Source organism: Treponema bryantii, assembly GCF_036492245.1.
In the GTDB taxonomy this organism is placed as follows: Bacteria; Spirochaetota; Spirochaetia; order Treponematales; family Treponemataceae; genus Treponema_D; species Treponema_D bryantii_C.
Genome location: NZ_AP025286.1, coordinates 699,571 through 724,490, shown reverse-complemented (window position 1 = coordinate 724,490; position 24,920 = coordinate 699,571). Strand labels below are relative to the sequence as shown.

4 protein-coding genes, 2 tRNA genes and 3 rRNA genes are annotated in these 24,920 nt (G+C 37.9%); 1 reads left to right on the top strand and 8 read right to left on the bottom strand.

The window, feature by feature from the left end:
• Nucleotides 1–5: 5 nt before the first annotated feature.
• The 8 genes from AABJ44_RS03520 to AABJ44_RS03485 form a co-directional block, all read right to left on the bottom strand.
• Nucleotides 6–15,281, bottom strand: a complete 15,276-nt coding sequence (locus AABJ44_RS03520; protein ID WP_338370480.1) for an OmpL47-type beta-barrel domain-containing protein — start codon at nucleotides 15,279–15,281, stop codon at nucleotides 6–8.
• Nucleotide 15,282: 1 nt separating this feature from the next.
• Nucleotides 15,283–16,599, bottom strand: coding sequence for a hypothetical protein (locus AABJ44_RS03515; protein ID WP_338370479.1), 1,317 nt, complete (start codon nucleotides 16,597–16,599; stop codon nucleotides 15,283–15,285).
• Nucleotides 16,596–18,209: an apolipoprotein N-acyltransferase gene (lnt, locus tag AABJ44_RS03510; RefSeq protein ID WP_338370478.1), complete on the bottom strand. Its 1,614-nt coding sequence runs from the start codon at nucleotides 18,207–18,209 to the stop codon at nucleotides 16,596–16,598. Before lnt ends, AABJ44_RS03515 begins: the two co-directional genes overlap by 4 nt.
• Nucleotides 18,210–18,420: 211 nt before the next feature.
• Nucleotides 18,421–18,532: ribosomal RNA gene (gene rrf / locus AABJ44_RS03505) — 5S ribosomal RNA — on the bottom strand.
• A 97-nt stretch (nucleotides 18,533–18,629) separates the two neighbouring features.
• Nucleotides 18,630–21,555 (bottom strand): 23S ribosomal RNA (locus tag AABJ44_RS03500).
• A gap of 199 nt (nucleotides 21,556–21,754) precedes the next feature.
• Nucleotides 21,755–21,828: transfer RNA gene (locus tag AABJ44_RS03495), tRNA-Ile, on the bottom strand.
• 7 nt (nucleotides 21,829–21,835) lie between these two features.
• Nucleotides 21,836–21,909: transfer RNA gene (locus AABJ44_RS03490), tRNA-Ala, on the bottom strand.
• A 98-nt stretch (nucleotides 21,910–22,007) separates the two neighbouring features.
• Nucleotides 22,008–23,553, bottom strand: a 16S ribosomal RNA gene (locus tag AABJ44_RS03485).
• The 16S, 23S and 5S rRNA genes sit together here with 2 tRNA genes alongside, the layout of an rRNA operon.
• 865 nt (nucleotides 23,554–24,418) lie before the next feature.
• Here AABJ44_RS03485 and ybaK point away from each other — a divergent pair.
• A complete protein-coding gene (gene ybaK / locus AABJ44_RS03480) occupies nucleotides 24,419–24,901 on the top strand; it encodes a Cys-tRNA(Pro) deacylase (protein WP_338370477.1) in 483 nt (160 codons plus the stop codon).
• Nucleotides 24,902–24,920: the final 19 nt, after the last annotated feature.

Below are 24,920 nucleotides of genomic sequence, written 5' to 3'. Positions count from 1 at the left end.
TATTTTTAATTATTTTCCTGTTTAGCTGTGATTACCGGCAGAGCCAGTACGTTACTTCCAACTTCTACAACAATCTTTTCGCCCTTAGAAGCTTTTCGTTTGTAGACGTTCCAGCCGTCGCGGTACCAGTCACCCTGCATGCCAAACTTCTTTTCTACTAATGTCCAGCTGCCGTCTACAGCCATTTCAGGCCCCGCAAACATGTAAAGCGTTACATCCTTTTTCAGATAGAACTCTACAGTTCGCTTTCCCTTAATATTCATGTCTGAGCCCTTATACTGTACGTAGTCGCCGCCTGTTACATAATATGGTAATGTGTGCAGGTACGCACGCTCCCAGTAATGGTACGGCCACTTAGTATAGTCAGGTGCATCATTTTCATAAATCATACTGTCATAGAAGAATGGAGTAATGACATTACGCTTTGTCTCATTTAGCTTAGCAAATGCCATAAGACTTGCTTTTCCGTCTTCCTTCGTAATGGTAAAGATCTTATACTCTTCGTTAGAAGCCTTACCACTCTTATCATATGCCTTATAGTAGATTGTATGACGTCCTGCATCATAGAGCTTTATTTCACCGTCGTATACAGTTTCACTTCCCTTATCAATTCTATAGGTTATGCGGTCTACTCCAGAAGCTGAATCTGAAGCATTGAGTCTTATAATACTCATACCCTTATCGCTCAGAATCTCAATTCCAGTTGTAGGCTTGAATTTATCGAGTCTTATTACAATACTCTTTTCTTCTTCCGCATTTCCGGCATTATCTACTGCATACCATTTAAGCTCGTAGATTCCTTCTTCCGTAAACTCAAGAGGCTTGTCATAAACTTTTCCGTTTACGACAATTCTATTTACTCCAGAACCGCCGTCGTTTGCAGTAAAGCGTACAGAAAGGTCTTTTTCATACCAGCCGTATGCATTTTCTTCTGCAGATATATGAATCTGGCTTACAGGTTTTGTAATATCCGTTCTGATAACACTTGTTAAGGTATCACTCTTCATGCCCTTTGAATCATATGCATAAGCTTCTATTACATTCTCGCCTTCTACAGTATCAAACGACTCTGTATACTGCATGAATTCTCCGCCGTTGAAACGGTACCATACGCTTTCTACATAGGTTTCCTTATCTTCTGCAATAATAGTTGCAGAAGGCAGGCACTTATACCAGCCGTCAACACCGTCTACCTCAGGCTCATATGTAACCTTTACTTCAGGAGCCGATGCATTGCTGCTTCCACCATAAACTCTGAGTATATTCTTATCAGCCGCATAGAGTTTTCCGTTACACATTGCAAGAGCAGTAAAGATTCCGTTTACACTCCAGATTTCCTTTCCGCTGTAAATATTGTTTACACTGAGCTTTGAAGGACCTGCAGTTACAAGTTTCTCATTTGCAAGTGCTGCATTTTCTCCGCCGGCATAGACTCTCACAACTTTAAGGGTTTCACGGTCGTAAAGCACAGAAGCATTAGTGTCAGAAATAAGGATTTCATTATTCAGGACTGCAAGACCTGCATTCTCATCATTTCTGATTATGCTTTCCTTTACAGGTTCAAGGTCTGGCGTCAACTCACACAGACTGTTTTCGCAGAGCACTACAAAGCCCTGTGCATCTGCACTTACCTTAAGGATTCTTCCGTTTACTTCTGCCTGGCTTTCTATTCCATAAAGTCCGTACAGTTTGTTACCGCTGTAGCCGTACAGTTTTTCGTTATTCCATACAAGGCTGCAGCCTGTAAGGTTTGCATTTACTTCTTCAAGAAGACTTCCGCTTACAGGATCAATTCTCAATGTACCTGAAGAAGTCTGAACAAGAAGTACAGATGCATTAAAGCTCATCTCCCTTACATCCTCACGCTTCCATATTATAAAGCCCTTCTCAAGAGTTCTAGCTTCAAGAATTCCGTCCTTTGTAATTCCATAGAAGCAGCGGTTTGTTATGAAGCTTCTCTTATACAGAATATCTTTTGAATCATACAGAAGCTTTCCACGCTCACTGTAAATTGACATTCTTCCGGCCTTGGTAAGAGTTACAACCTTACTTCCGTTGCTGTAAATCTGTGCAATAGCATCATTCTGTTCTGCATTCCACAATTCCTGACTCACAGAAGGAATATCACTTACAACGCTGTTTGTATTTCCGCCATTCTTTCCAACTGTCTGCCAGATTTCGTCCTGTACAGTAAGAACAAGTTGTTTTTCGCAATATGTATAGTACTTTGTTTCACAGCAGACAGTAAAGATATATTCACCACTAGCAGCAGGCACACCTTCCAATTTTCCAGAAGTACCATTCAGTTTAATTCCCTCAGGAAGAGCACCACGGCTTATCTTCCATACAATTTCTTCACCGTCAGACTCGGCTTCAAGACTACTCTCGTATCTTACACCAAGCACTGCCTGAGGAAGTGTTTCCGTTACAATCTTAATATCATCGCAGACTATAACCTTTATACTCTTTGTAACATTAATATTGTTGCCTTCTGCAGTAAATACTACAATATATTCACCTGCAGATGCCTTTTCGTTACAGTCAATCTGCATCTCTACCAGGGCATTTGTTGAAACAAGTGTCTTTGAAAGTTTTACTTCAAATGGAGCATCTGCATCTGTATATGCATTAAGCTTTATATCATCTGCATAGCCGTTGAGCGCAATGTTCACTTTTTCACTTTGACCTGCCTTTATTCTACATACATCATTTGGAATATGAACTGTAAAGTTATAATCATATACATTCTTTATGATTACTTCGGATTTTCCGTTTGCATTTTCTACAAAGATAGAAACAGAGTTTCCTTCCGTATCATTCGGAACTACAAAGTCAATCTTTGAATCTGTATATGAAATAACTTTTATTTCATCATTATTTACATATAGTTTTCCAGTGTTTCCAAAACCAAATCCGATAACAGAAGCTTCCATTCCCCTGTTCAGCTTATACGGATTGAATGATGTAATTACAGGCAAAATCTTGTCTTCTATAACATGAACTTTAAGCTCAAATACAACTCCAGAAGAAGCTTTGATTCTTATGATGTAATCCCCTTCTGAAGCCTGGTCTGTATTTACTTCAATACAGTCTTCACCATTCATTCTGATTACAGGAAGTGTTACAGCTAGTTCCGAACTACATTCTTCTACACTGAACTGAGCATCTTCTGTATAACCGTCAAAAGGAGAAACACTGAGGTTGAAACATCCCTTATCACCCTTATTAAGGGAAATTTCTGTCGTATAAAGGTTTATATCATATGAAGGAACCATGACTGAAAGTACATATTCTGTACTTTCACCTTTACTGTTAACAATTTTTAGGATATGTTCTCCTCTTTCCTTAATTACAGGAATCTTTACTGTCTTATTAGACAGATTTTCAGCCTCATTCGGAACTGTCACAAGCTCTGTTCCGTCCAGGAAGAATCTTGTTCCAGCTACAAAACCAGAACCATAAACAGTAACTTCATTCTCATGAGTTCCGTCAATAGTTTCTGGATAAATTCCCGTAATGACTGGACTCGGATTCTCTACAGTAATCTTTAAGGTAAAGTTGTCTTTATTTGAAGGGTTATTATCATTTGCAACTTCACACTCTACTATATAGTCACCTTCCGCACAGATGTCAGATGGAGAAACATATACTTTCAACAGGTTTCCACCCTTTGATACCTGAATATTCTTATCGAAGCTTACATCTATATTCTCTGTTTCAGAAGAATATGAGTTTTCATCTCCCTTCTCTAAAAGCTCTATGAAATCTTCGTCAGACATTTCATTATAATCTTTTCTTCCAGTATCAACTTTTGAAGCCTGTACATATGAAACTTCATCCTTCCAGTTCTTATATGAAACATCTACTGTACACTCTGCAGTTTCTCCATTCTTTACCTTTACTTCAACAGTCTTATCTTTTACATAAACCCTGTTGTGCTCAGATTTTTCTTCTCCTATGGTTAAGCCTATACCCTGAGTGTAGTCACTTTCATTTCCGTATTCATCATATGCACAAAGGCTGAATGACACCTCTGTTCCACTCTGATAATTTGAAATGTAAAGCTCCGTAATGTTTCCAAGGTCATCAATAGTTTCCTTTCCATTCTTTGTGCTCTTAAGCTTATAGCCTGAAGTTCTTCTGCCGTTTGTATTCTGCCACAGAAGTTTAACTTTATTGTCTTCACTTTCTATCGCATATACATTTTCAGGACTCTTAAGCTTCAGTCCGCTTCTGCTTACGTTATATCTTCCACCTGCTACTCCGGCTGGTGAATACATACCATCTTTTGTAAGCACCCTAGCAAAAATCATGTATTCTCCGTCAGCTATATTGTCTGTAGGAACATAGCCAGCGAAATGCCCCTCTGAATCACTCATAAGGTAACCGAGTTCTATTCCAGGTGCATTTTCATCTTCTCCTGCAAAAATGTAGACTTCCTTTTCTTTTTCTGATGTAGAACCACTTACATATACACTATTCGTAACATTAAGTAAGCCATCTGAAGGCTCTTCTACACTTACTTCAGGAATTCTATCAACTCCGAAGGCTGCAAGCTCATAGGTACCTTCTGCCATGTTATCTACACTGATAGTCCATTCACCACCCTCAGGATTATCTATATTGATAAGAAGTCCATTTTCTATATACTGAGTATCAATTCCTTCTTCTCCAGCCTTATATTTCTTTCCAGATGGTGAATACAGAGTAAACTCTGGATCTCCTTCAAGATATCCGATTATAAATGAAGTCTTAACAGGAGCTTCTGTATCAGGCTCTGGCATTTCTTGAAGCTGTGGACCAATATTTCCGGTAGATTTACGCAGTCCTGTTACAGGTTTATTATACAAAGGCGCTGGCTTCTGGCTTCGCTTTCCACCAGGAATTACTACCTTGTATATTGTTCCGCTAGGATTCTTTCCAATCATTGAGTTATTTTTATCAAGGATATTTACATTTGGAGAACGGACGCTTCTACTCTTTTCCTCAAAACTGATTCCTTCTGGTCTGCATATATCATAACTTGAGACTCTAAGGTCAAGACCACCGGTTCCAACAAAGGCTCCTATTCTTCCCCAATTTATCCAGAAGAATTCAAGATCAATGTAACCGAGGAAACCTCTCTTTCCATTTGTAAAGTCTCCAAACATTACCCCAAGTCCACCAAGTGATACATCAAATGGTGGTATATTTATAATCCATCCATCATAAATATATGCTTCTGGTATAAAGAATTTTGCTTTACCTTGTCCTGAAAACTTCAGTGTTCCATTCTGGTCAAAGATGTAAAGCTCTATGCTTCCATGAATAAATAGAAGATGTACATTCATTCCTGTTGCAAAACAGTCTTTCTTAATAATTGCAGCTGCCTCTGCAGATATATTAAGGGTTCCCTTAAGAATTGTTGCTTTTCCTTCAAGTACCCAAGTTGGATCTTCAATATCAATCCAAGTGTCGGCTGTCATCCTTACAATATTACCGCCCGAAGTATCTTTTACAGTAAGTCCAAGCTGGACTCTAGGTCCCTTCTCACCGAACAGATTCCTGTATTCTTCAGGAACCTCATCAGGATATCCGTAGCCAAGTCCACCTCTGATTCCACTTAAGTTAAGACCTGTCGCTCCAAGAGGGATTCCCGTTGCAGCTTCAAAGCTGAAGTATGCATGCTTAAGTCCGATAGGATATACTTCCGTTACTTCTGTAAAGCACAGAGCAGCCTCGATTTCTCCGACATTTGGAAGGATTATTCCTCCATGACCTGATATAAAGTAGTGTCCGTCCTGCATTCTGAACTCTGCACCTACATTTCTAAAGCCGAATTCTCCAAGTTTAAAGTCAGGAAGCATAAAACCTGCCCCTCCGATACTAAGTCCTGTTCTTGAAGAAATTACAATATCATATAGGCTAACATTAGCTCCCGCTGCATTGAAGAATGATGGAAGGTCAAGAGATGCTTTTGCAAACTCAATTTTAAATTCCTTAAAGTTGATTGTCGGTGCGTCAAGTATAAGTTTGAAGCCTGCAATCTCTGTTGTTAAAGCTGGAAGTTCAAAGTCGCCGTTAAAGTCACCAGTATTAGGATCAAAGGTTGCATTCTTAAGAGCAACGGAAGAACCTCCCATTGATCCAAAGTTGTCAGGTAATGTCAGGCGACATTCCTTGAGCGTTACCATAAAGTCACTCGTATTGTCAAACTTGCCGACATAAAGTTGTTTAATAGAACCCTTGAAACCTGCTATATTTACATTAAGTTCTCCAAGCCCTCCATTAAATGCTGTTATTGTTCCATTCCACAACATATCAAGAGCTACATCAAACCTTACCCCGCCAAAATCTACGGATGGGAATGAAAGTCCTGCTCCGGCTGATACATTAAAGCCCTTGTCACTAAAGGAAAGGCTGTTTACATATACGTCAACGCCGCCGAGAACCTGGAACTGTATACCTTCTCCTAATCCCGCATCAAAGGCTACAAGTCCCGATGCAGTTGAAACCTGAAGCTTATTGATTGCAAATGAAGCATCCTTCAGTCCATCCGGTACGTTGCTTGTCTTTGCGAATGACAGCATACCGCCGACATCAATTAAAAGCTCATTTTTTGCGCTTCCTTTTGAAACAGTAACACGTCCACCGCTAAGTTGGAGCTGACCAAACAGCGTTGCTCCGATATTTCTAGCTCCAATATCAATGTCTAGAATTTCTCCATACTGGCTAATTGTAAAACTACTTATTGTAATTTCTGTTCCCTTAAGTCCGTCTGGGAGAGTTTCCGGTAATACAATTCTTCCTGCCAATGAGAATAAAAGTGCATCCTTTCCGTTCTTCAAAACTCCGATGCTTGCACCCTTTATCTCAAGGCTATTAAGTATCTTTGTATCTCCTATATTGAAGTTTGCATTAACATACTTAAGTTCGTTCGCTGTAAACTTAAGGCTTGCTGTTGTAGTAAGACCTCCAATACCTTCCATAAATTTGTCTTTAGGAAGAACCATTGTTGCTCCCACACTATACTCAAGCTCACTGTTGATATAATCAACGCCCAGATGTACCTTCTTTAATTCAACATCTCCAATTGCAGTTTTTTCAATATTATATTCTGCTCCGAACTCCTTTACCTGTCCGTCAAGACCAATCTCGAATTTATTAATCCTTACTTCGGTGCCTTTTATTCCATCCGGCAGCGAATCCGGCAGTATCAGACCTCCGGAAAGAGTTACACTTCCTTCTTTTGTTTCTCCGTTATAGCTGAATGCTGCATATACATCATTAAGCTGTGTTTCACCGAGTTTTGGATCAAAATTGATTTCCTCGGCATTATTTGACCATCGTCCATCTACTTTTCTTGAAAGTCCTGCCTTAAGCTCTGTTATACAAGGCTTAGAAGCGTCAATCGTAAACTTTTCAAGACGTAGGGCCACGCCGCCCTTTCCATTTGCATCAAGAAGGAATTCTGGTGCACGGTCTGTAAACTCAAGAGCTCCCGATACACTAAGATACAGACTGTTAGATCCGTCTTCTTTCTTTACTGCAAGAGAGCCATCCCTAAGTTCTACAACATCAATGTCCGGTGAAAGCTTTCCTCCAAGTCCAGAAAGCTCTACTTCTATATTTCCAAGTTTTCCATCCGACTTGATTTCAAACTGCTTTAATTCTACAGATTTACCCTTAATGAAATCCGGAAGTTCTTCACCACCAAAGAATGCATTTCCTGTAAATCCAAGTGTCATTGCCTTTGTAATGGAAACTGATGTCAGATTAAATGTAATTCCGCTTAATGTTGTACTTAATCTTGTATCAGCCTTTATTGTATCAAAATCAAATTCTCCCTTAACAGGATTGAATGCTACATCTGTTATAGAAATATTATCTATGCAGTATGTTGATGGAAGTATAAGGGATGCTTTTTCCATCATAATCCAAGGAGACTCATTCTTATATGCAACTCCAACAGATGTTACTGTAAGTGCAAATGAATCAAGGAATGGGATTGTATACTTTCCTTCAAGTCTTGCATCAAACTCCCTTACCTTTCCATCGAGACCGATTGAGAAGTTTCTGATGCCAACTGTTCTTCCAGAAAGTATTCCTGGTAATGATTCAGGAAGTCTGATTGTTCCCTTAAAGTCAATCTTATCTTCATCAATAGAAAGCTTTGAAATTGCAAAGGTCATGTTCCACAAACGGAATGGTGATGTTACACAGCCTTTAAGTTCAACCTTTCCCTTATTTGAGATTGAAAGTCCTTTTAATTCAATTGAAAGATTATCAAGTTCAGGGACTTTTATAGATGCATAGCCGATGCTCAAGCCTTTCTTAGAAAGTGATACATAATCAAAATTGAATGTTACTTTTCCAAGAGGAATCTCTGCATGACTGATTACTGTTTCAGATTCATAACTACCATCTGGATGTAAACATACCGAATTATATGCCAGAATTGAGTTCTTGAAAGTTTCCGGTAATGCAATATTTACAGTTGCAAAAAGACCTTCTTCTGAGAATCTTGTTTCTGTTATTTTTGAATTACCTGAAATCATTGAAATGTATGTATCCTGTGGAGCAATATTTTCTCCAAGGAGTGTTCCATCCATTGAGAACAGTAAATCACCTACTTCAATTTCTGTTCCATTGAATGTAACTACGTTTGAAACGATTTCTATATAGTTCTTTTTGTACTGTACTCCATGGCCCTTAATGTTCCAGCCCTTGTAAGTATAGTTATAATCGATATCTGCATATTCACTGCTTACCTTCATTGCAGGTGAAAGTGTAAGTGTGACATCACCGGTACTGTAGTTTGTAAATGCTCCAGGTTTTCCGCTTCCCTTCAGATAGAACTGTTCTCCATCAAAACTTGTTTCTTCAATATCCATTTCACAACCGTTTGAAGTTGTAAATGTATATTTATTCTTTGATGTATCAATTCTTAAAGTTCCTTCTGAATCAATATAAAGTTTTGATAACTGTATTGATTCATTTTCACCTGTAACAAGTTTTGGTTTTGAAGATTCTATTTCGTATTTATTATTATTTGCATTCTGTTTTATACTTGCATCAGAAATCTCAAAATAATATTCATTCTTGATTATATAAGAGTCTTCTTCAATAACTTTTCCTGTAGCAAAGCTTCCGTCAGCTTTTACTGTAAATGATTCAAATGCGATTTCGATTTCATAATCTTCATCTTCATTCTGTACGGTTGCCTTACCTGTAAGTCCGCTGTTGGCAAGGGAAAGTTTATCAAATACTACATTCCAGCCGTCGAGAGTATAAACCTCATTCTGAGCAGTTTCACCACCTGAAACAAGGGCATTTGAGTTTAAGGTAACATTTGCAATATTGAGTTTATTATCCTTAAAGCCGTTTGCATTTGTGATTATTCCGTTTTCTACAACAATTTCTTTGCCATTGAATGTTGTTTTCTTTGTCTGAATATCATATCCGTTTATTTGAGTATTATATTCATCTGTTGTAGTAACGCTTACTGTTCCAGAAGCTCTTAACAGAACATGCTTTAAGTTCCATGCTTCACCAGCTCCAAATACAGGAACTTTTAATTCTTTTGCAAATACACCTTCAGAATCAATTTCAAGATCGCTTATATTCTGCTCTGCTGTATATCCTGAATTAAATGAGCTGCTTCCTTTTGCAGTTCCTGCCTTGTATACGCTGTCTTTAACTGATGTATCGATTCCAAGATCTTCGATATTGAATTTTGAACCGTATACTTCAATTTCACCTTCTTTTATAAGAAGCTTGTCTTTTGAATATATTGCTTTTGTTACGCTTACATTATATCCGTAAAGAACGAAACTGTATGAGGAAACATTACAGCCTTTTTCAATATCAAGTCCGTCATTCTTTATTTCAAGATCTGTAACTTCAACTGCACCATATGCAGTTCCAATATTTAAGATTCCGCTTACTACTAGCTTTCCGTCTTTTCCTATTGTAACACTTCCGTTCTCAATTACTGTAATTCCATTTTCTGTAACAGTCAGGCTTTCTGCTTCGAAATATTTTCCCTGTGTTACTTCAAGACTTTCATCATCAATTGAGAAGTTTTTGATGTTTAACTTTGATGGAGTATATCCTTCAGGAAGCTCTACTTCTGCTTCATAAATATTAATTGTGTTTCCGCTTATTCCGGCTTTCTTTACGATATATGTAACATCATTCAATACAAGTTCAAGATTTGTTCCGTCAATATCTCCATATACCGAATTAAATGACGAATCTGTATATGTATTTGTAAGAGGAATTTCTTTATCCTGGCTGGCTGTTACAATATTGATATTCTTTGGTTCAAAGAATATGCTGCTATTGCTGTTATTTAATTTGAAAGATTCACCTGCAATTTCTACCTTATTTACGTTCTGAATATCAAAACCGGCTGTCTTTACTGTTACTGGTGTATCCAAAACTTTTGAAATTGCATTGATATATAGGGCATTTGGATATCCTAATTCAATTCTCTCAAAATGAACTGTTTCTGTATCTTTAACTTTATTTTCAACAGGAACTTCAACATTTACATCTGCAAGTGCAATTCCTTTTTCTGCTTCATAAATAAAGTTCTGATTTTCAAATATGAATTGTCCACACTGTGTTTCATATTTTAGAATATCTGTTGAAGAATCAAATTCTGCAGTCGGAATTGAATTATCCTGTGCAATCAATGTACCATTTGCAATGTTCAGTTCATTGATTCTTTCTTTTACTGCATTTCCATTAACTGACTTAATTCCGTAAACCTTGATATTCTCCGGCAGGATTAACTTACCATTTATAAGTTTTACTGAACCTGGTCGTTTTTCCTTTATACCGGTAATAATAATTCCATTTGAAAGCTCTTTATATTCAGATCTGATAACTTCTGGAACAACTGCATTTCCTACTGCAAAACATTTTTCAAGTGCTGCTGTGTTTCCGGCTTTATCATAACCAGTTACACTCAGGAAGTATGCAGTATCATTTCTGAATGTAGAGATAGTATATTCTTGTGGTAATTCATTATTTTCTGTATTTACTACAACTCTGTTGCTCTTTGCATTTTCTTCATCAAGTCTTGTATATTCAATTACAACCTGTTCACATTGAGACTGAGCATCTGTAATCTTTCCCCAAATTATCTTTCTGGCAACAGGATTGTCTTCAACTTCTTCAATATTGATTTCATTCTCAAATACTGGAGCTTCATAATCAAAATTAAATGAACGAACTGCTTCTACACTATTCTTTGCATAATCATATGCTGTTACCTTAACATCAAGTTTACCAGCTTTTAATGCTTTTGCTTTGCATAGATTCTTTACATTAATTACTGCAGAAGTATTCTTTGTATCAGCACTATAAAGTTTTTCTCCTTCTGCTGTAATTTCAATTTCATATTTTTCAATACCTGTTAAATCTCTTGGAATGTTCCAGGCTACATTTGTAACATCATCATTATAGTAATAGGTGCTATCGTAATTTACCTGTGGATTTAACGAAATATATAAACCTGCTGGTGGTGTTGTATCGACTCTGAAGCTATAAATTGTTTCATCACTTTCTAAGTCATTTCCTCCGATACACCATACCTTAAGGAAATAGAACTCATTTTCTTTATTATCTGCAAGTTCCTCAAAGTCCAGGATTTCCATTGACTTTGACTCAATGGTTCCGCTAGTTATCACGCGGGTATTGGTTTCTGAAACGCCTTCTTCAAGAGAATATCTGTAACCTTTAATTCCGGCTCCGGATGTTCTTGTCGGTTTCAGAACAAATGAAGCTGTAGTATTTAGTTCTACATCTTTTATATCGCTTGCAAATTTATGTGTTGTACTTGAAATGATTGCTTTACCAGGCTTTATAGTATCCTTAATGATTGCTTTAATTAATGGAACACTATAATTTCCGGCAACATCTTCAACTTTTACATATACGAAGTTTATTCCATTCTGCAATGCATTCTGAGTATTGTTCAGAACGATTGTATATTCTGTCTGAATATTCCAGTTTTCAGGTTCAACACCTTCTGTTGTTGATACTCCGTAATGAATATTCTTAATTATTTCGCTGTCATCACTGGCTTCAATTTCAACTGTTAATTCATTCTTTCCGATAAAATCATCATCTGTTATTTCATTTGATTCATAAATGAATTTATCTTTTGTAATAGAAGGAATCGTTCTGTCTATTGTAAATGGAAGCTTTTCTGATTCAGCTGAGTTTCCCTGTACATCATATGCTTTAAGCCATACATTGTGAATTCCAGATCCTAAATTCGATACGTCAAGTTCGATTGTAGAATCTAGTTTTTGAATGCTTGGAATAACAGTATTATCAACATAATATTCTACTGTTTTAACTCCAGATACATTGTCTGTTATACTTATAATCTTTAATGTAAGTTTATCTTTATAGTTGTATGAGTCCGGAGTAAAGTTCATTTCTGGTGGAGTTGTATCTACTACATCAATTGTATATTCTACTGAGCCGCTATTTCCACAATTATCTTCTACAGTAAAATAGACAATCTGGTTTGTTCCATCATTTAAAGTTGCGACATTTCCGTTTCCTGATACTCCATCTGAAGACCATTTATAAGAATTATTGTTCAGGCCACTGTCTGCATCTGTTGCTGTAGCGGTAATCTTATTTCCCTGTTGGCTAAAGATTGTATTAAACACAGGGTCTTTTCTATCAATTTGGATTGTTTTCTTTTCTGAAGTTCCGATATTTCCACAGTAATCTTTTACAGTAAACCATACTTCAACTTCACCGTGTTGTGTGTCGAGAGTAAACTCGTTACCTTTTCCAGATTTTTTAGAGCCGTCTGTATACTGATAGTAATATTCCCAGGTATCAGAGTTTACATCAGTAGAACTGCTGGCTGCTTTTATAACGGCACTTTGCACCCAGGTTCCAGGAACGGGTTCAATAGTAACTTCAGGACCTGTATTATCAATTACAATTGTATATTCGTCGCTGTATATTTTGTTTCCGGCATTATCAATTGCGTAGAATTTTAGTTTATTTACACCTTCATTCTCAAGTTTTGCTGAGATGGTATTCTTGTTCTCCACATCAGAAATCATTTGAGAATTTACAGAGATTTCATATCCAGTTGCTCTGATTCCAGAATTTGCATCTGATGATGTAGCTGAAATTGTAAGAGAGTTTGATTTTGAAGGTATAGTACTGTTAAGCTTAATTACAGGCTTTGTTGAGTCAATTTTTATTTTCTTGGAAGCAGTTATGCCTTCAATACCTGTATTGCTCTTTACCTTGAAAACTAAGTTATATTCTCCTGTTTTATTTAAGAGAAGATAGATTTCACCATTTGTATCTTTTTGACAGTTATTAAAGGTTTTTCCATCATCAAGAGAATATTGCCATGTACTGTCATTTATTCTAGATGAACAGCCGTTTGCTGTTAACACAGTTCTATAACTTGAATACCATGAATTACTATTAAATGTTGTGTAATTAATTGATGGCACAGTTATATCAATCATTACTGTTAAACTTGACACTTCAGAAAGATTTCCTGCATTATCAACAGCCCTGCAGTATACTGTTATATTAGAATTAGATTTTGGTTCTATTTTATATGAATCAAAGGCTTTCCAAGTCTTATTATCTCCTGTATCTGTAGAAAACTGATATTCCTTTATACCTGAAACATCTTCTTTTTCTTTATTACTGCTTGCTATAATGGTTGCTTTAGAAACATAGGTATCTGCAGAAACTTCTTTTCCACTTTGATTTTTAAGTGTTAAGTTAGGTTTTTCTGGAGATTCATAATCAAATTTTAATCTAACCGGTTCATTTAATTTACCTTCATTTCCAGCTATATCTGATACATAAATGATTACATCATATACTTTTGAGCTTTTAAAATTTGAGTCGTTTGCATCAAAATCAATTTTAAACTTCTTTCCATTTTCAACATATTTAGCAGTTATTGCGTTTTTTGTTTTTCCTCCATCAATACTATATTTCCATGAATATTGTTCAGAAGTTGTATTATTATCCGTATCTGTAACTTCTACTTCAACACTTATCTTTTTATTTGTCCAACCAAATTCTTTTATTTTAGCACTTATAGTTGGACTTTTATTATCAATTATAAAGCCCTTACTTAAATATTTTGGCTCTGCCACATTTTTGGCTTTATCCTCTACAATAAAACGAACATTTTTATACTCACCAGGCTCCGTAAAGTTCACAATCATTTCTTTATTGGATATTAAAATTTTTTTATTATCTTCTATACCATCTTTTTCAAATATACATTTACCATACATATCTAAGTTATCATCTTCTACAGTTGCCTTTATTGATAGTGAAGAATAATAATCTTTTATGGATTTCGTCTCAATGCTAATTTGAGGTGGATTGTTATCAAAAATAAAGGTTTTGTTTATCTTTGTAGTATTTCCAACTCTATCCTTTACAATAATTGAATAGTCATTTATTCCTTCTTCACAAGTATTTGTTGATAACTCATATTTGCAATGATAATAATTGGAACAAATATAACCATAAAATGAAGACCAAGGAGGACATGTAAAAGAAGATGATTCTTTTTTATATTCCCTATAATCTTTAGTAATTTTTATTTTATTATTATTTAATATAATTTCATAATCTTGATCCAATGGACTATAATAATATTTTTGCATATCGGCGGGATATCCAATAGCCGCTCCTCGATTTTCATGTGCCTCTGGACTTAACTGCAAAATATAATCATGAAAAGCATGTTCATCATAAACATTAAACTCTAAGTAATCTCCTTGCCTAACAATTAAATTATCCTGTACTGTTACTGTTGGAGCTGTTATATCTTTTGTAAAAAGATATGAAAAAGTTTGATTTCTGTCATCAAAATGTACTTGAATAACATCATTATCTTTTACCGTATATGAATTTGAAATTTTTACTTCTTCAGAATTAATTGTGATTCTTCCACAAGGATTTTCAATTGGTGTTATAGTTAAATCCTGAAAAAATATATGACCACTCCAATTCCAAATATATCCATTTTTTGAAGATAATCTGTACTTTCCTGCGGGTTCAGGCCCCGCATTATCAAATATCTTTTTGAAACACAAATCAAGTTCTTTATAACATACAGACTCATTAATTTCCGTATCATTAACTGTTTTCCACTCTGGTTCATATCTTAATAATGTAGGCCCAGGCGAACTACCTCCACCACCTTTAGCGATTAAATCTATTTGGACACATAAAAAAACGAAAAAAACTAAAAGAAACTTTTTTACTCTCATTTTATTCCATCCTTGATAAAATATTTATCTTATTATTGTTTTTTATAAATGTATAAAATAAATTATTAACTGCACGTGTACTTTTAATTGCAGAATATTGCTCTATATAATTATTTTTATATAAAGGAATGAATTTCACATTGTTAATTTGAGCAACATAATATGTAAAACTATCATTTATTCGCTCAATTTTTAGCTCAAATTCTTTTTCATTTTCTTTTGTAATATTTGATAATTCTGAATTAATATTCTGTTCAAAATCTTTATAACTACTTATATATTTCCAAGTATTATCTGAAAAACTATAAATAGCATCATCTTTTACTATCATTATAATTGATTCATCAAAAATTTGATTTTTATCTATATAAATAAATGGTTCAGTCTCGTAACTCGTAATACCCTGTTCTTCAATTGTATCTAACAATAAATCTAGCGTAATTGAAGAAATCAAATTATCCCCCCGCATTATAATATTAATTTTATTATCAACTCCAATTATATCTTTTATAAAATTTATATTAAGATTAACCGGCATGGACTTTATATTATAAGATTTTCCATAATTTATTTTTGTAAATATTTCTCCATCCGAAACATAACATACACCTTGTTTATTATCCAATGTATAATAAAAACCATCTGTATTATTAGTAATCTGCTGGAAAGTTTCAGTTTCATCATACATGTTATATATATAAAGATTATTATTTGAAGAAAAAACTCCATATAAAATACTGGTTCCATCTTTTTCCACAAGTTTATTTACTTTTAATTCATCGATTGTATAACCAGAAAAACATACTTTTTGAACTTCTTCGTTAGAAAGTAAATTTATTTTTTCACAATACAAGACATCATTATTTGTAAAAAACACAGAAATCTCATCAGTATCTGAGAAAATAATATCTTTAATATTAATCTTTTCATTATCAGAAAATAATATACTATGTGAAAAATAGTCCTTTAAATTTAAGCCTGCCGCAAAAATAAACAAATTGTTTCTTTCTTCCTCATCAAGACCTGTAAAGCATACTGCTAAATTATAATTCATTTCTTTTGTATAAAAAGATGAGGTTGCCTTTATATTTCCAGAATTATTGAAAAAATTGAATTCCCCATTGTTTTGTGGATAAAAATGATTTTCAATAAACATTTTTACAGAACCATCAATTGTCTTATACATTACAAAACAATTTCCATCCAGATTCTGGACAATTTCAACATCCGTTATTTCTAGTTCTTCTTCATATTCACTAGAAAAAACAAAACTTGACAGAATAAATAAATGTAATAAGATAAATAGAATTTTTTTCATAAAACTTCCTTTCGTCTGTATTTTTTTATATATTTTATAATAAAAAGTAAAACACATAGTATTAACCATAAAACTCCTAAGCTATCACCTATATATGAATAAATTGTTTTTCTTGGATTAACAGATAAAGGAACATCACATATCAAAACACTACTGGTAAAAGGTTCAACAGTTTGCTCACAAATTCCTTTTGGATTTATATATACGGTTTGACCGGTAACAGAACTTCTTAAAAAAGGAATTCTGTTTTCAACCGCCCTGAAAACTTCCATTGCCAAATGCTGATATTGGCAAACAAGACTTTTACTCCACAAATCACTGGAAATAGAAAGAATAAAACTTGGATTATTTTTCATAAAGCTTCTTACATCATATCCAAACGATTCTTCAAAACAAATTGGTGTACAAAAAGAAACTTCATCCAGATTAAAAATTACAGGATCATTTCCAGAACTTAAACAGTCCGAAAAGGCATTAAATCTTTTTTGATAAATATTTACAAAGGGAATTTTTTCGATTATTGGAACCAAATGCCGTTTTTTATATACTTCAATTTCTGGAGGAATTGTTTGTATTTTATTTTTCAGAAAACAGGAAATATTATATGCTCTATAAGTAAAGTCTCCTTTACGGGCTGAATCATATTCCAATGATGTAGAACCAAATACTATAGGCACCTTTAATGAATAAAAGAAATTTAAATAATCAATTATATCCTGATACATTTTTTGTGTAACAGTATCTTCTTTATTTAAAAGTATTCTGGGACGAACAGCCTCTTCTGGAAATACAATTAAATCAATATTTGATACATCTTTTAATTTTGTATTTAATAATTGTTTATAGTAATCAAGAATTTCATCTTTTTCATTTTTATAATATATATGTGTATCTATATTATTTTGAATAAGACATATTTTCTTTTGTATATCAAACTGTATTGTTTTATTTATCTTTACTACTCCATAAACAATAAGAAATAATAATGAGCTAACATATCCTATTAAACTTAATCTATGAATCTTTATAAATTTTTTAATATTATGAGATTTTAATAAGGAAACCAGATAACATGATGGAAAGATAATAATAAAGTTTATCCCTTGAATACCAAATAAGTCCGCACTCTGTAATAATATAAGATTACTCCATTGACTATAGCCAATTACACCATAATTAACACCAAGAAAACCAATTGTTCGAAAATACTCAAAACTACACCATATCAAGCATTGCACAATAAAACTGTATTTATTAAATACAATAAAGGATTTTTTTAAAAGATAAAAAACAATTCCATATAATACACCTTCATATAATGCAACAAGGATTAAAGAAAGAACATAATAATTTACTAACCAGAAAGAATATAAAATACATGCAATGATTCCATATATAAAACCATATAAAAAACTTTTTTTTGGAGATATTCTATCAATAATAATTAAAATTGGTATCAGTATAAACCATGCAAAAATCCATATTCCTTTGAAATTTAAGGGATTTGGTTGGGAAAGAATAAATAATCCTATGGATAATAAGAAGAGAAGAAAAAATAATACTGTTTTTCTTTGTATTAAATTTGAGATTATTAATTTTACTTTTTTCATTATAAATAATTAAAATATATAAATTTCAATATGTCAACAAAATTTTATCAATTTTAAGTCTAAGAATGAAGATTTATTACAAATGTAATAGGGCTTTTTGAAAATTTATTACATTTGTAACAGAAAAAAATTGATATTATTTATATTTTAGTAGAATAAATGTGGTGTATAATCGCAGTTTATTTTAATTAATTTTATTTTAAATAAAAAAAGCCGGCAGCTATCTACTTTCCCGGAACGAATCCAGTATCATCGACGTAAGAGAGCTTGACTTCCGTGTTCGGAATGGGAACGGGTATTACCTCTCCACTATGGCCACCGGCATTATTAACAATACCAAGTTACGAAGAGTGTTGGACGATTTCTCGTGCACACAGGACGGATTATTTAGAAGTGTTCGTTTTGAACGGAAACGATGATATGGCCAAGTCTCACGACTTATTAGTAATGCTCGGCTGAACGCCTCACGACGCTTACACCTGCATCCTATCAACCTGGTAGTCTCCCAGGAGTCTTCAGGGAACTTAAAGTTCCAGGGAAGTCTAATCTTGAGGTGGGCTTCCCGCTTAGATGCTTTCAGCGGTTATCCCTTCCGGACTTAGATACCCAGCACTTACCCTTGGCAGGATAACTGGTAAACCAGAGGTTCGTCCACTTCGGTCCTCTCGTACTAAAAGCAGCTCCTCTCAAACTTCCATCGCCCATAACAGATAGGGACCGAACTGTCTCGCGACGTTCTGAACCCAGCTCACGTACCACTTTAATTGGCGAACAGCCAAACCCTTGGGACCTGCTCCAGCCCCAGGATGTGATGAGCCGACATCGAGGTGCCAAACTTTCCCGTCGATGTGAACTCTTGGGGAAAATCAGCCTGTTATCCCCGGAGTACCTTTTGTCCGTTAAGTGATGGCCTTTCCACTCAGCACCATCAGATCACTAAGACCTACTTTCGTACCTGCTCGAATTGTCACTCTCGCAGTCAAGCCTCCTTGTGCCTTTACACTCGTGCTCCGATTTCCAACCGGAGTGAGGAGACCTTCGCGCACCTCCGTTACTCTTTGGGAGGCGACCGCCCCAGTCAAACCGCCTGCCTAACATTGTCCCCAATCCTGCTTCAAGGATAAGGTTAGAAATCCTGTTCATCAAGGCTGGTATTTCACCATTGACTCCGCGCAACCTGACGGCCACGCCTCACAGTCTCCCAGCTATCCTACACATGATAAACAGGATCCCAATATTAAGTTACGGTGAAGGTTCACGGGGTCTTTCCGTCTAATTATGGGTATCCGGCTTCTTTACCGGAATATAAATTTCACCGAGTCTCGCGTTGAGACAGTGCCCAGAATCGTTACACCATTCGTGCGGGTCGGAACTTACCCGACAAGGAATTTCGCTACCTTAGGACCGTTATAGTTACGGCCGCCGTTTACAGGGGCTTCGATTCAATGCGTCAGATTGCTCTTGACATCTCCTCTTAACCTTCCTGCACCGGGCAGGTGTCACCACCTATACGTCCCATTGCTGGTTCGCAGATGGCTGTGTTTTTGATAAACAGTCGCCTGGGCCTGCTTTCTGCCGCTCACTATCATTTCTAACGTGAGCCACACTTCTTCCGAAGTTACGTGCGCATTTTGCCGAGTTCCTTAACGCGAGTTCGCTCGTGCGCCTTAGATTACTCATCCTTCCTACCTGTGTCGGTTTCCGGTACGGTTTAATTAGCCACACTTAGGAATTATTTCCCGGCACCTTGATTACGTCCGCTTCAGTTGCACTTTCTGCTTCCTCGCTGTAACGACTCATCTCAGAGCTTCTTTTAACCAGCTCCTCAGCAACTCGTCGCTTTGACCGGGACAACCGTCGCCCGGCCGGATTTCACCTCATGCGTCATTCCATAAAAACTAATTAAGTATTGGATTATAAACCAATTTCCCATCGACTACGACTTTCGTCCTCGCCTTAGGGGCCGACTTACCCAGGGCAGATTGCCTTTACCCTGGAAACCTTAGGTTTTCGGCGAGCGGGGATCGCACCCGCTTTTTCGTTACTTATGCCTGCATTCTCTCTTGAATCTCCTCCAGAACCCCTCACAGGTATTCCTTCATCAGTTAATTCAATGCTCCCCTACCAATCATTACCTATGTAATGATTCCGGAATTTCGGTTTCATGCTTAGCCCCGTTACATTGTCTGCGCACGGATGCTCGACCAGTGAGCTGTTACGCACTCTTTTAAGGAATGGCTGCTTCTAAGCCAACCTCCTGGCTGTCTGTGCATCCGCACTTCATTTCACACTCAGCATGAATTTGGGACCTTAATTGCCGGTCCGGGCTGTTTCCCTCTCGACTACGAACCTTGGCGCACGCAGTCTCACTCCCATACGCTGAATACCGGCATTCGCAGTTTGATTGAAATCGGTAGGATTTGACTCCCCCTTTTCCATCCAGTGCTCTACCTCCGGCATTTTTGTATGAGGCTGTCCCTAAAGGCATTTCGGGGAGAGCCAGCTATCTCCAGGTTTGTTTAGCCTTTCACTCCGTGTCACAGGTCATCACTACCTTTTTTAACAGATTACTGTTCGGCCCTCCAACAGGTTTCACCCTGCCTTCAGCCTGCCCATGACAAGATCACCTTGGCTTCGGGTCTGCGTCATGCAACTTTTCGCGCTGTTCACACTCGCTTTCGCTCCGGCTCCAGAACTTCTATTCTTTAGCCTCGCTGCATAACGCAACTCGCAGGTTTATTCTACAAAAGACACGCCACTACCCTTGCGGGCTGTGACATCTTGTCAGTCTATGGTTTCAGGTTCTCTTTCACTCCCCTTACCGGGGTTCTTTTCGCCTTTCCCTCACGGTACTTGTCCGCTATCGGTAGCTGTTCAGTATTTAGCCTTGGATCGTGGTCGACCCGGATTCTGACAGGGTTTCACGTGCCCCGCCATACTCAGGATACCGCTGAAGACTCTTTCATTTCGGATACGTGGCTTTCACACTCTCTGACGCTCCTTCCCAGAAGCTTCTCCTATAAAAAAGTTTTCTCTAAACTTCGTATGCGGTCCTACAACCCCACTTAAGTGGTTTGGGCTTCTCCCCGTTCGCTCGCCGCTACTTGGGGAATCTCTGTTGATTTCTGTTCCCGAGTTACTTAGATGGTTCACTTCACTCAGTATTGCTCCTGTGTCCTATATATTCAGACATTCAGGTGATATCATCGCTGATACCGGATTACTCCATTCGGAAATCCGGGGGTAAACGGATATGTGCTCCTGTCCCCGGCTTATCGCAGCTTATCACGTCCTTCTTCGCCTGACAGCTCCCAGGCATCCGCCATAGACCTGTATTCGCTTGGCCATATCATCTTTTCCGCTCTTAAACTTAAACCGGGATTTTCGTGTGTGTACATTTTCTAACCAAGCAGTACACAATCCCTCGCTTACAAGCGTTTTCTTCTCGTTAATGCGTCTGAAGATATTCCCGCATTAACTTCCGTCCTTCCTTCGTAATTTCAAAAAACTTCGTACATTCAGACTTTCACATCCTTCAGTACCTATGGGACAGACAAGAGTTGAACTTGTGACCCCCGCCTTATCAGAGCGGTGCTCTAACCAACTGAGCTACTGTCCCAGAAGAGTGGAGAATAGGGGGTTCGAACCCCTGACCCTCGGCTTGCAAAGCCGATGCTCTAGCCAGCTGAGCTAATTCCCCATGGCTATTAGTTGTTCTTTGACAGAACAGGGAAAGAAAGAAGAACGAATAAAATCAATTGACAGTGTGTACACATACACTTGATATTCCTTTTCTTAAAAGGAGGTGATCCAGCCGCACCTTCCGGTACGACTACCTTGTTACGACTTCACCCCCCTCACGGAACGTACCTTCGGCATGGTCCTCCTTGCGGTTAGACTCACGACTTCGGGTACCCCCCACTCGGATGGTGTGACGGGCGGTGTGTACAAGGCCCGGGAACGTATTCACCGCACCGTGCTGATGTGCGATTACTAGCGATTCCAACTTCAAGGAGTCGGGTTTCAGACTCCTATCCGGACTGAGGCAGGCTTTCTGCGTTTTGCTCCACATCACTGCTTCGCTTCACTCTGTACCTGCCATTGTAGCACGTGTGTAGCCCTGGACATAAGGGCCATGATGACTTGACGTCATCCCCACCTTCCTCCGGTTTGTCACCGGCAGTTCCGCCAGAGTCCTCAGCTTTACCTGCTAGTAACTGGCAGTAGGGGTTGCGCTCGTTGCGGGACTTAACCCAACACCTCACGGCACGAGCTGACGACAGCCATGCAGCACCTGTTCACAGGCGCATTGCTGCGCTTACTTATCTCTAAATAATTCCTGTGTATGTCAAACCCAGGTAAGGTTCCTCGCGTACCATCGAATTAAACCACATGCTCCACCGCTTGTGCGGGCCCCCGTCAATTCCTTTGAGTTTCACCCTTGCGGGCATACTCCCCAGGCGGTACACTTATCGCGTTTGCTTCGGCACCCATTCTCATGAACGGACACCCAGTGTACATAGTTGACTGTGCGGACTACCAGGGTATCTAATCCTGTTTGCTCCCCGCACCTTCGCACCTCAGCGTCAGTCATCTGCTGGCAGCCTGCCTTCGCCATTGGTATTCTTCCAGATATCTACAGATTTCACCCCTACACCTGGAATTCTGGCTGCCCCTCAGCGACTCAAGTTCTGCAGTTTCCAACGCAGTTCCGGGGTTGAGCCCCGGCATTTCACACCAGACTTGCAGAACCGCCTACATGCCCTTTACGCCCAATAATTCCGAACAACGCTCGCAACTTACGTGTTACCGCGGCTGCTGGCACGTAATTAGCCGTTGCTTATTCATGACCTACAGTCACCACAAAGCGTTTCTCTCACTCTGCTTATTCCTCAGTCATAAAAGGATTTTACAACCTTCCGGCCTTCATCATCCACGCGGCGTCGCTCCGTCAGACTTTCGTCCATTGCGGAATATTCTTAGCTGCTGCCTCCCGTAGGAGTCTGGGCCGTATCTCAGTCCCAATGTGCCCGATCACCCTCTTAGGCCGGGTAACTATCGTTGCCTTGGTGGGCCGTTACCTCACCAACTAGCTAATAGTACGCGGGCCGCTCTTCGTGCGAATCAAAAGATCCTTTCCTGCATGTCCTCTGACAACATGCAGCGTATCCGGTATTATCTCCTATTTCTAGGAGCTGTCCCCGTCACAAAGGTACGTCACCCACGCGTTACTCACCAGTCCGCCGCTCTAGGATTAGTGCAAGCACCAATCTTACCGCTCGACTTGCATGCTTAAGACGCGCCGCCAGCGTTCGTTCTGAGCCAGGATCAAACTCTCCATGATTATTTCAATAGCCCGAAGGCTAATGATCTTCATAAACAGTTCAATTCTAACTATTATATATTAGTTGAAATTGATTTTGGTTCAGTTTAGTAAAAAACTGACAAAATGTAGTCAATTGAGTATCAGAACAAAACTAGCGATTTCTCGCTTATTTCGTTAGAACCTCATTCGTTCTATTCTTTCCTTCCCTGTTATGTCAAAAAACTGTTTGTTGTTTCGCAACTCAGTGTTGCGAAGGTGAGATTTAATATATAGATTTGATAAAAAGTTGTCAACAGGAATTTATAAAAAAAATAAAAATTTTTGCATTTTTTTTAAATTTTTCTGTAAATATTTATTTGCTGAAATCTTGAGATTCTGAAGTGCTCCCGCCGTAAAAGCCCGGAGGCTGCGGTGAGCCTCATCGCTCCGCTCGTATCCTCAGCCGAATCGGCGGCCCAGTATCGGCTCAATGCAGCCTCCGGTCTTTTTCTGCTCCGCACTTCACAATCTCATGTTTTAGGGGAACTACTACATTTTTTAATATTTTTATTTTTAAGTGGGAGGGAGGAAATAAGAACTCGGAGATTACCCGAAAAAACGGGACGAAATATGAGACGAGATTTTGTGGGAAGGTGGGGCTGAAATTGTGGGACGCAGGCAAAACGAAAAAGGGGGTCCCAGGGTTGCGACAAATTTTTGCGAAGCAAAAATGAGGAGCCTGGGGCACCCTGGGGGATTACTTTTTCGGTTTTGCCGTCGCTGGGACCCGCAATTTCAGCCCCACCTTCCCATACAGCATACAGTTTGCTATAGTCCGTTTTTTCGTGATATGAGCCACTAATTTCATACTGACTCCACTTTGCTTTTTTGATAAAATAAAAATATGAAAAAGACAAATGCTATGAGAATTCTGGACGGCCTCGGAATCGAATACGAAGCCGCAGAATATGAAGATGACGGCGAACACGAGCTCGCCCGCGGGGCTGCTGGCCGCACGGCGGAGAAACTTGGCGTGGCACCAGAAACTGTTTTTAAGACAATTGTAATGCGCACTGAATCAAAAGAAATCTGTGTATTCTGCCAGAGCGCAGTTAGTGAAATAAATCTCAAAAAAGCCCGACAGGCCGCAGGTTGTAAAGAAATCGGTCCTGTAAAGCCGGAAGAACTCCTTGGACTCACAGGATACATCCGCGGCGGCTGTACACCACTTGGAATGAAAAAGAAATTCCGAACCTTTATAGATGAAACAGTCATTTTACACGACAAAGTCTGCATCAGCGGCGGACAGCGCGGCGTTCAGATAAAAATCAAGCCGGATGACCTTATCCGCGCTACAGAAGCAACAGTCGTGGATTTAGAATTATAAATCCGCTATAATTGCGCAC

Excerpts from the sequence above, each read along its gene's own strand:
- ybaK (WP_338370477.1), top strand. The coding sequence starts at position 24,419 with ATGAAAAAGACAAATGCTATGAGAATTCTGGACGGCCTCGGAATCGAA.
- lnt (WP_338370478.1), bottom strand. The coding sequence starts at position 18,209 with ATGAAAAAAGTAAAATTAATAATCTCAAATTTAATACAAAGAAAAACA.
- AABJ44_RS03520 (WP_338370480.1), bottom strand. The coding sequence starts at position 15,281 with ATGAGAGTAAAAAAGTTTCTTTTAGTTTTTTTCGTTTTTTTATGTGTC.
- AABJ44_RS03515 (WP_338370479.1), bottom strand. The coding sequence starts at position 16,599 with ATGAAAAAAATTCTATTTATCTTATTACATTTATTTATTCTGTCAAGT.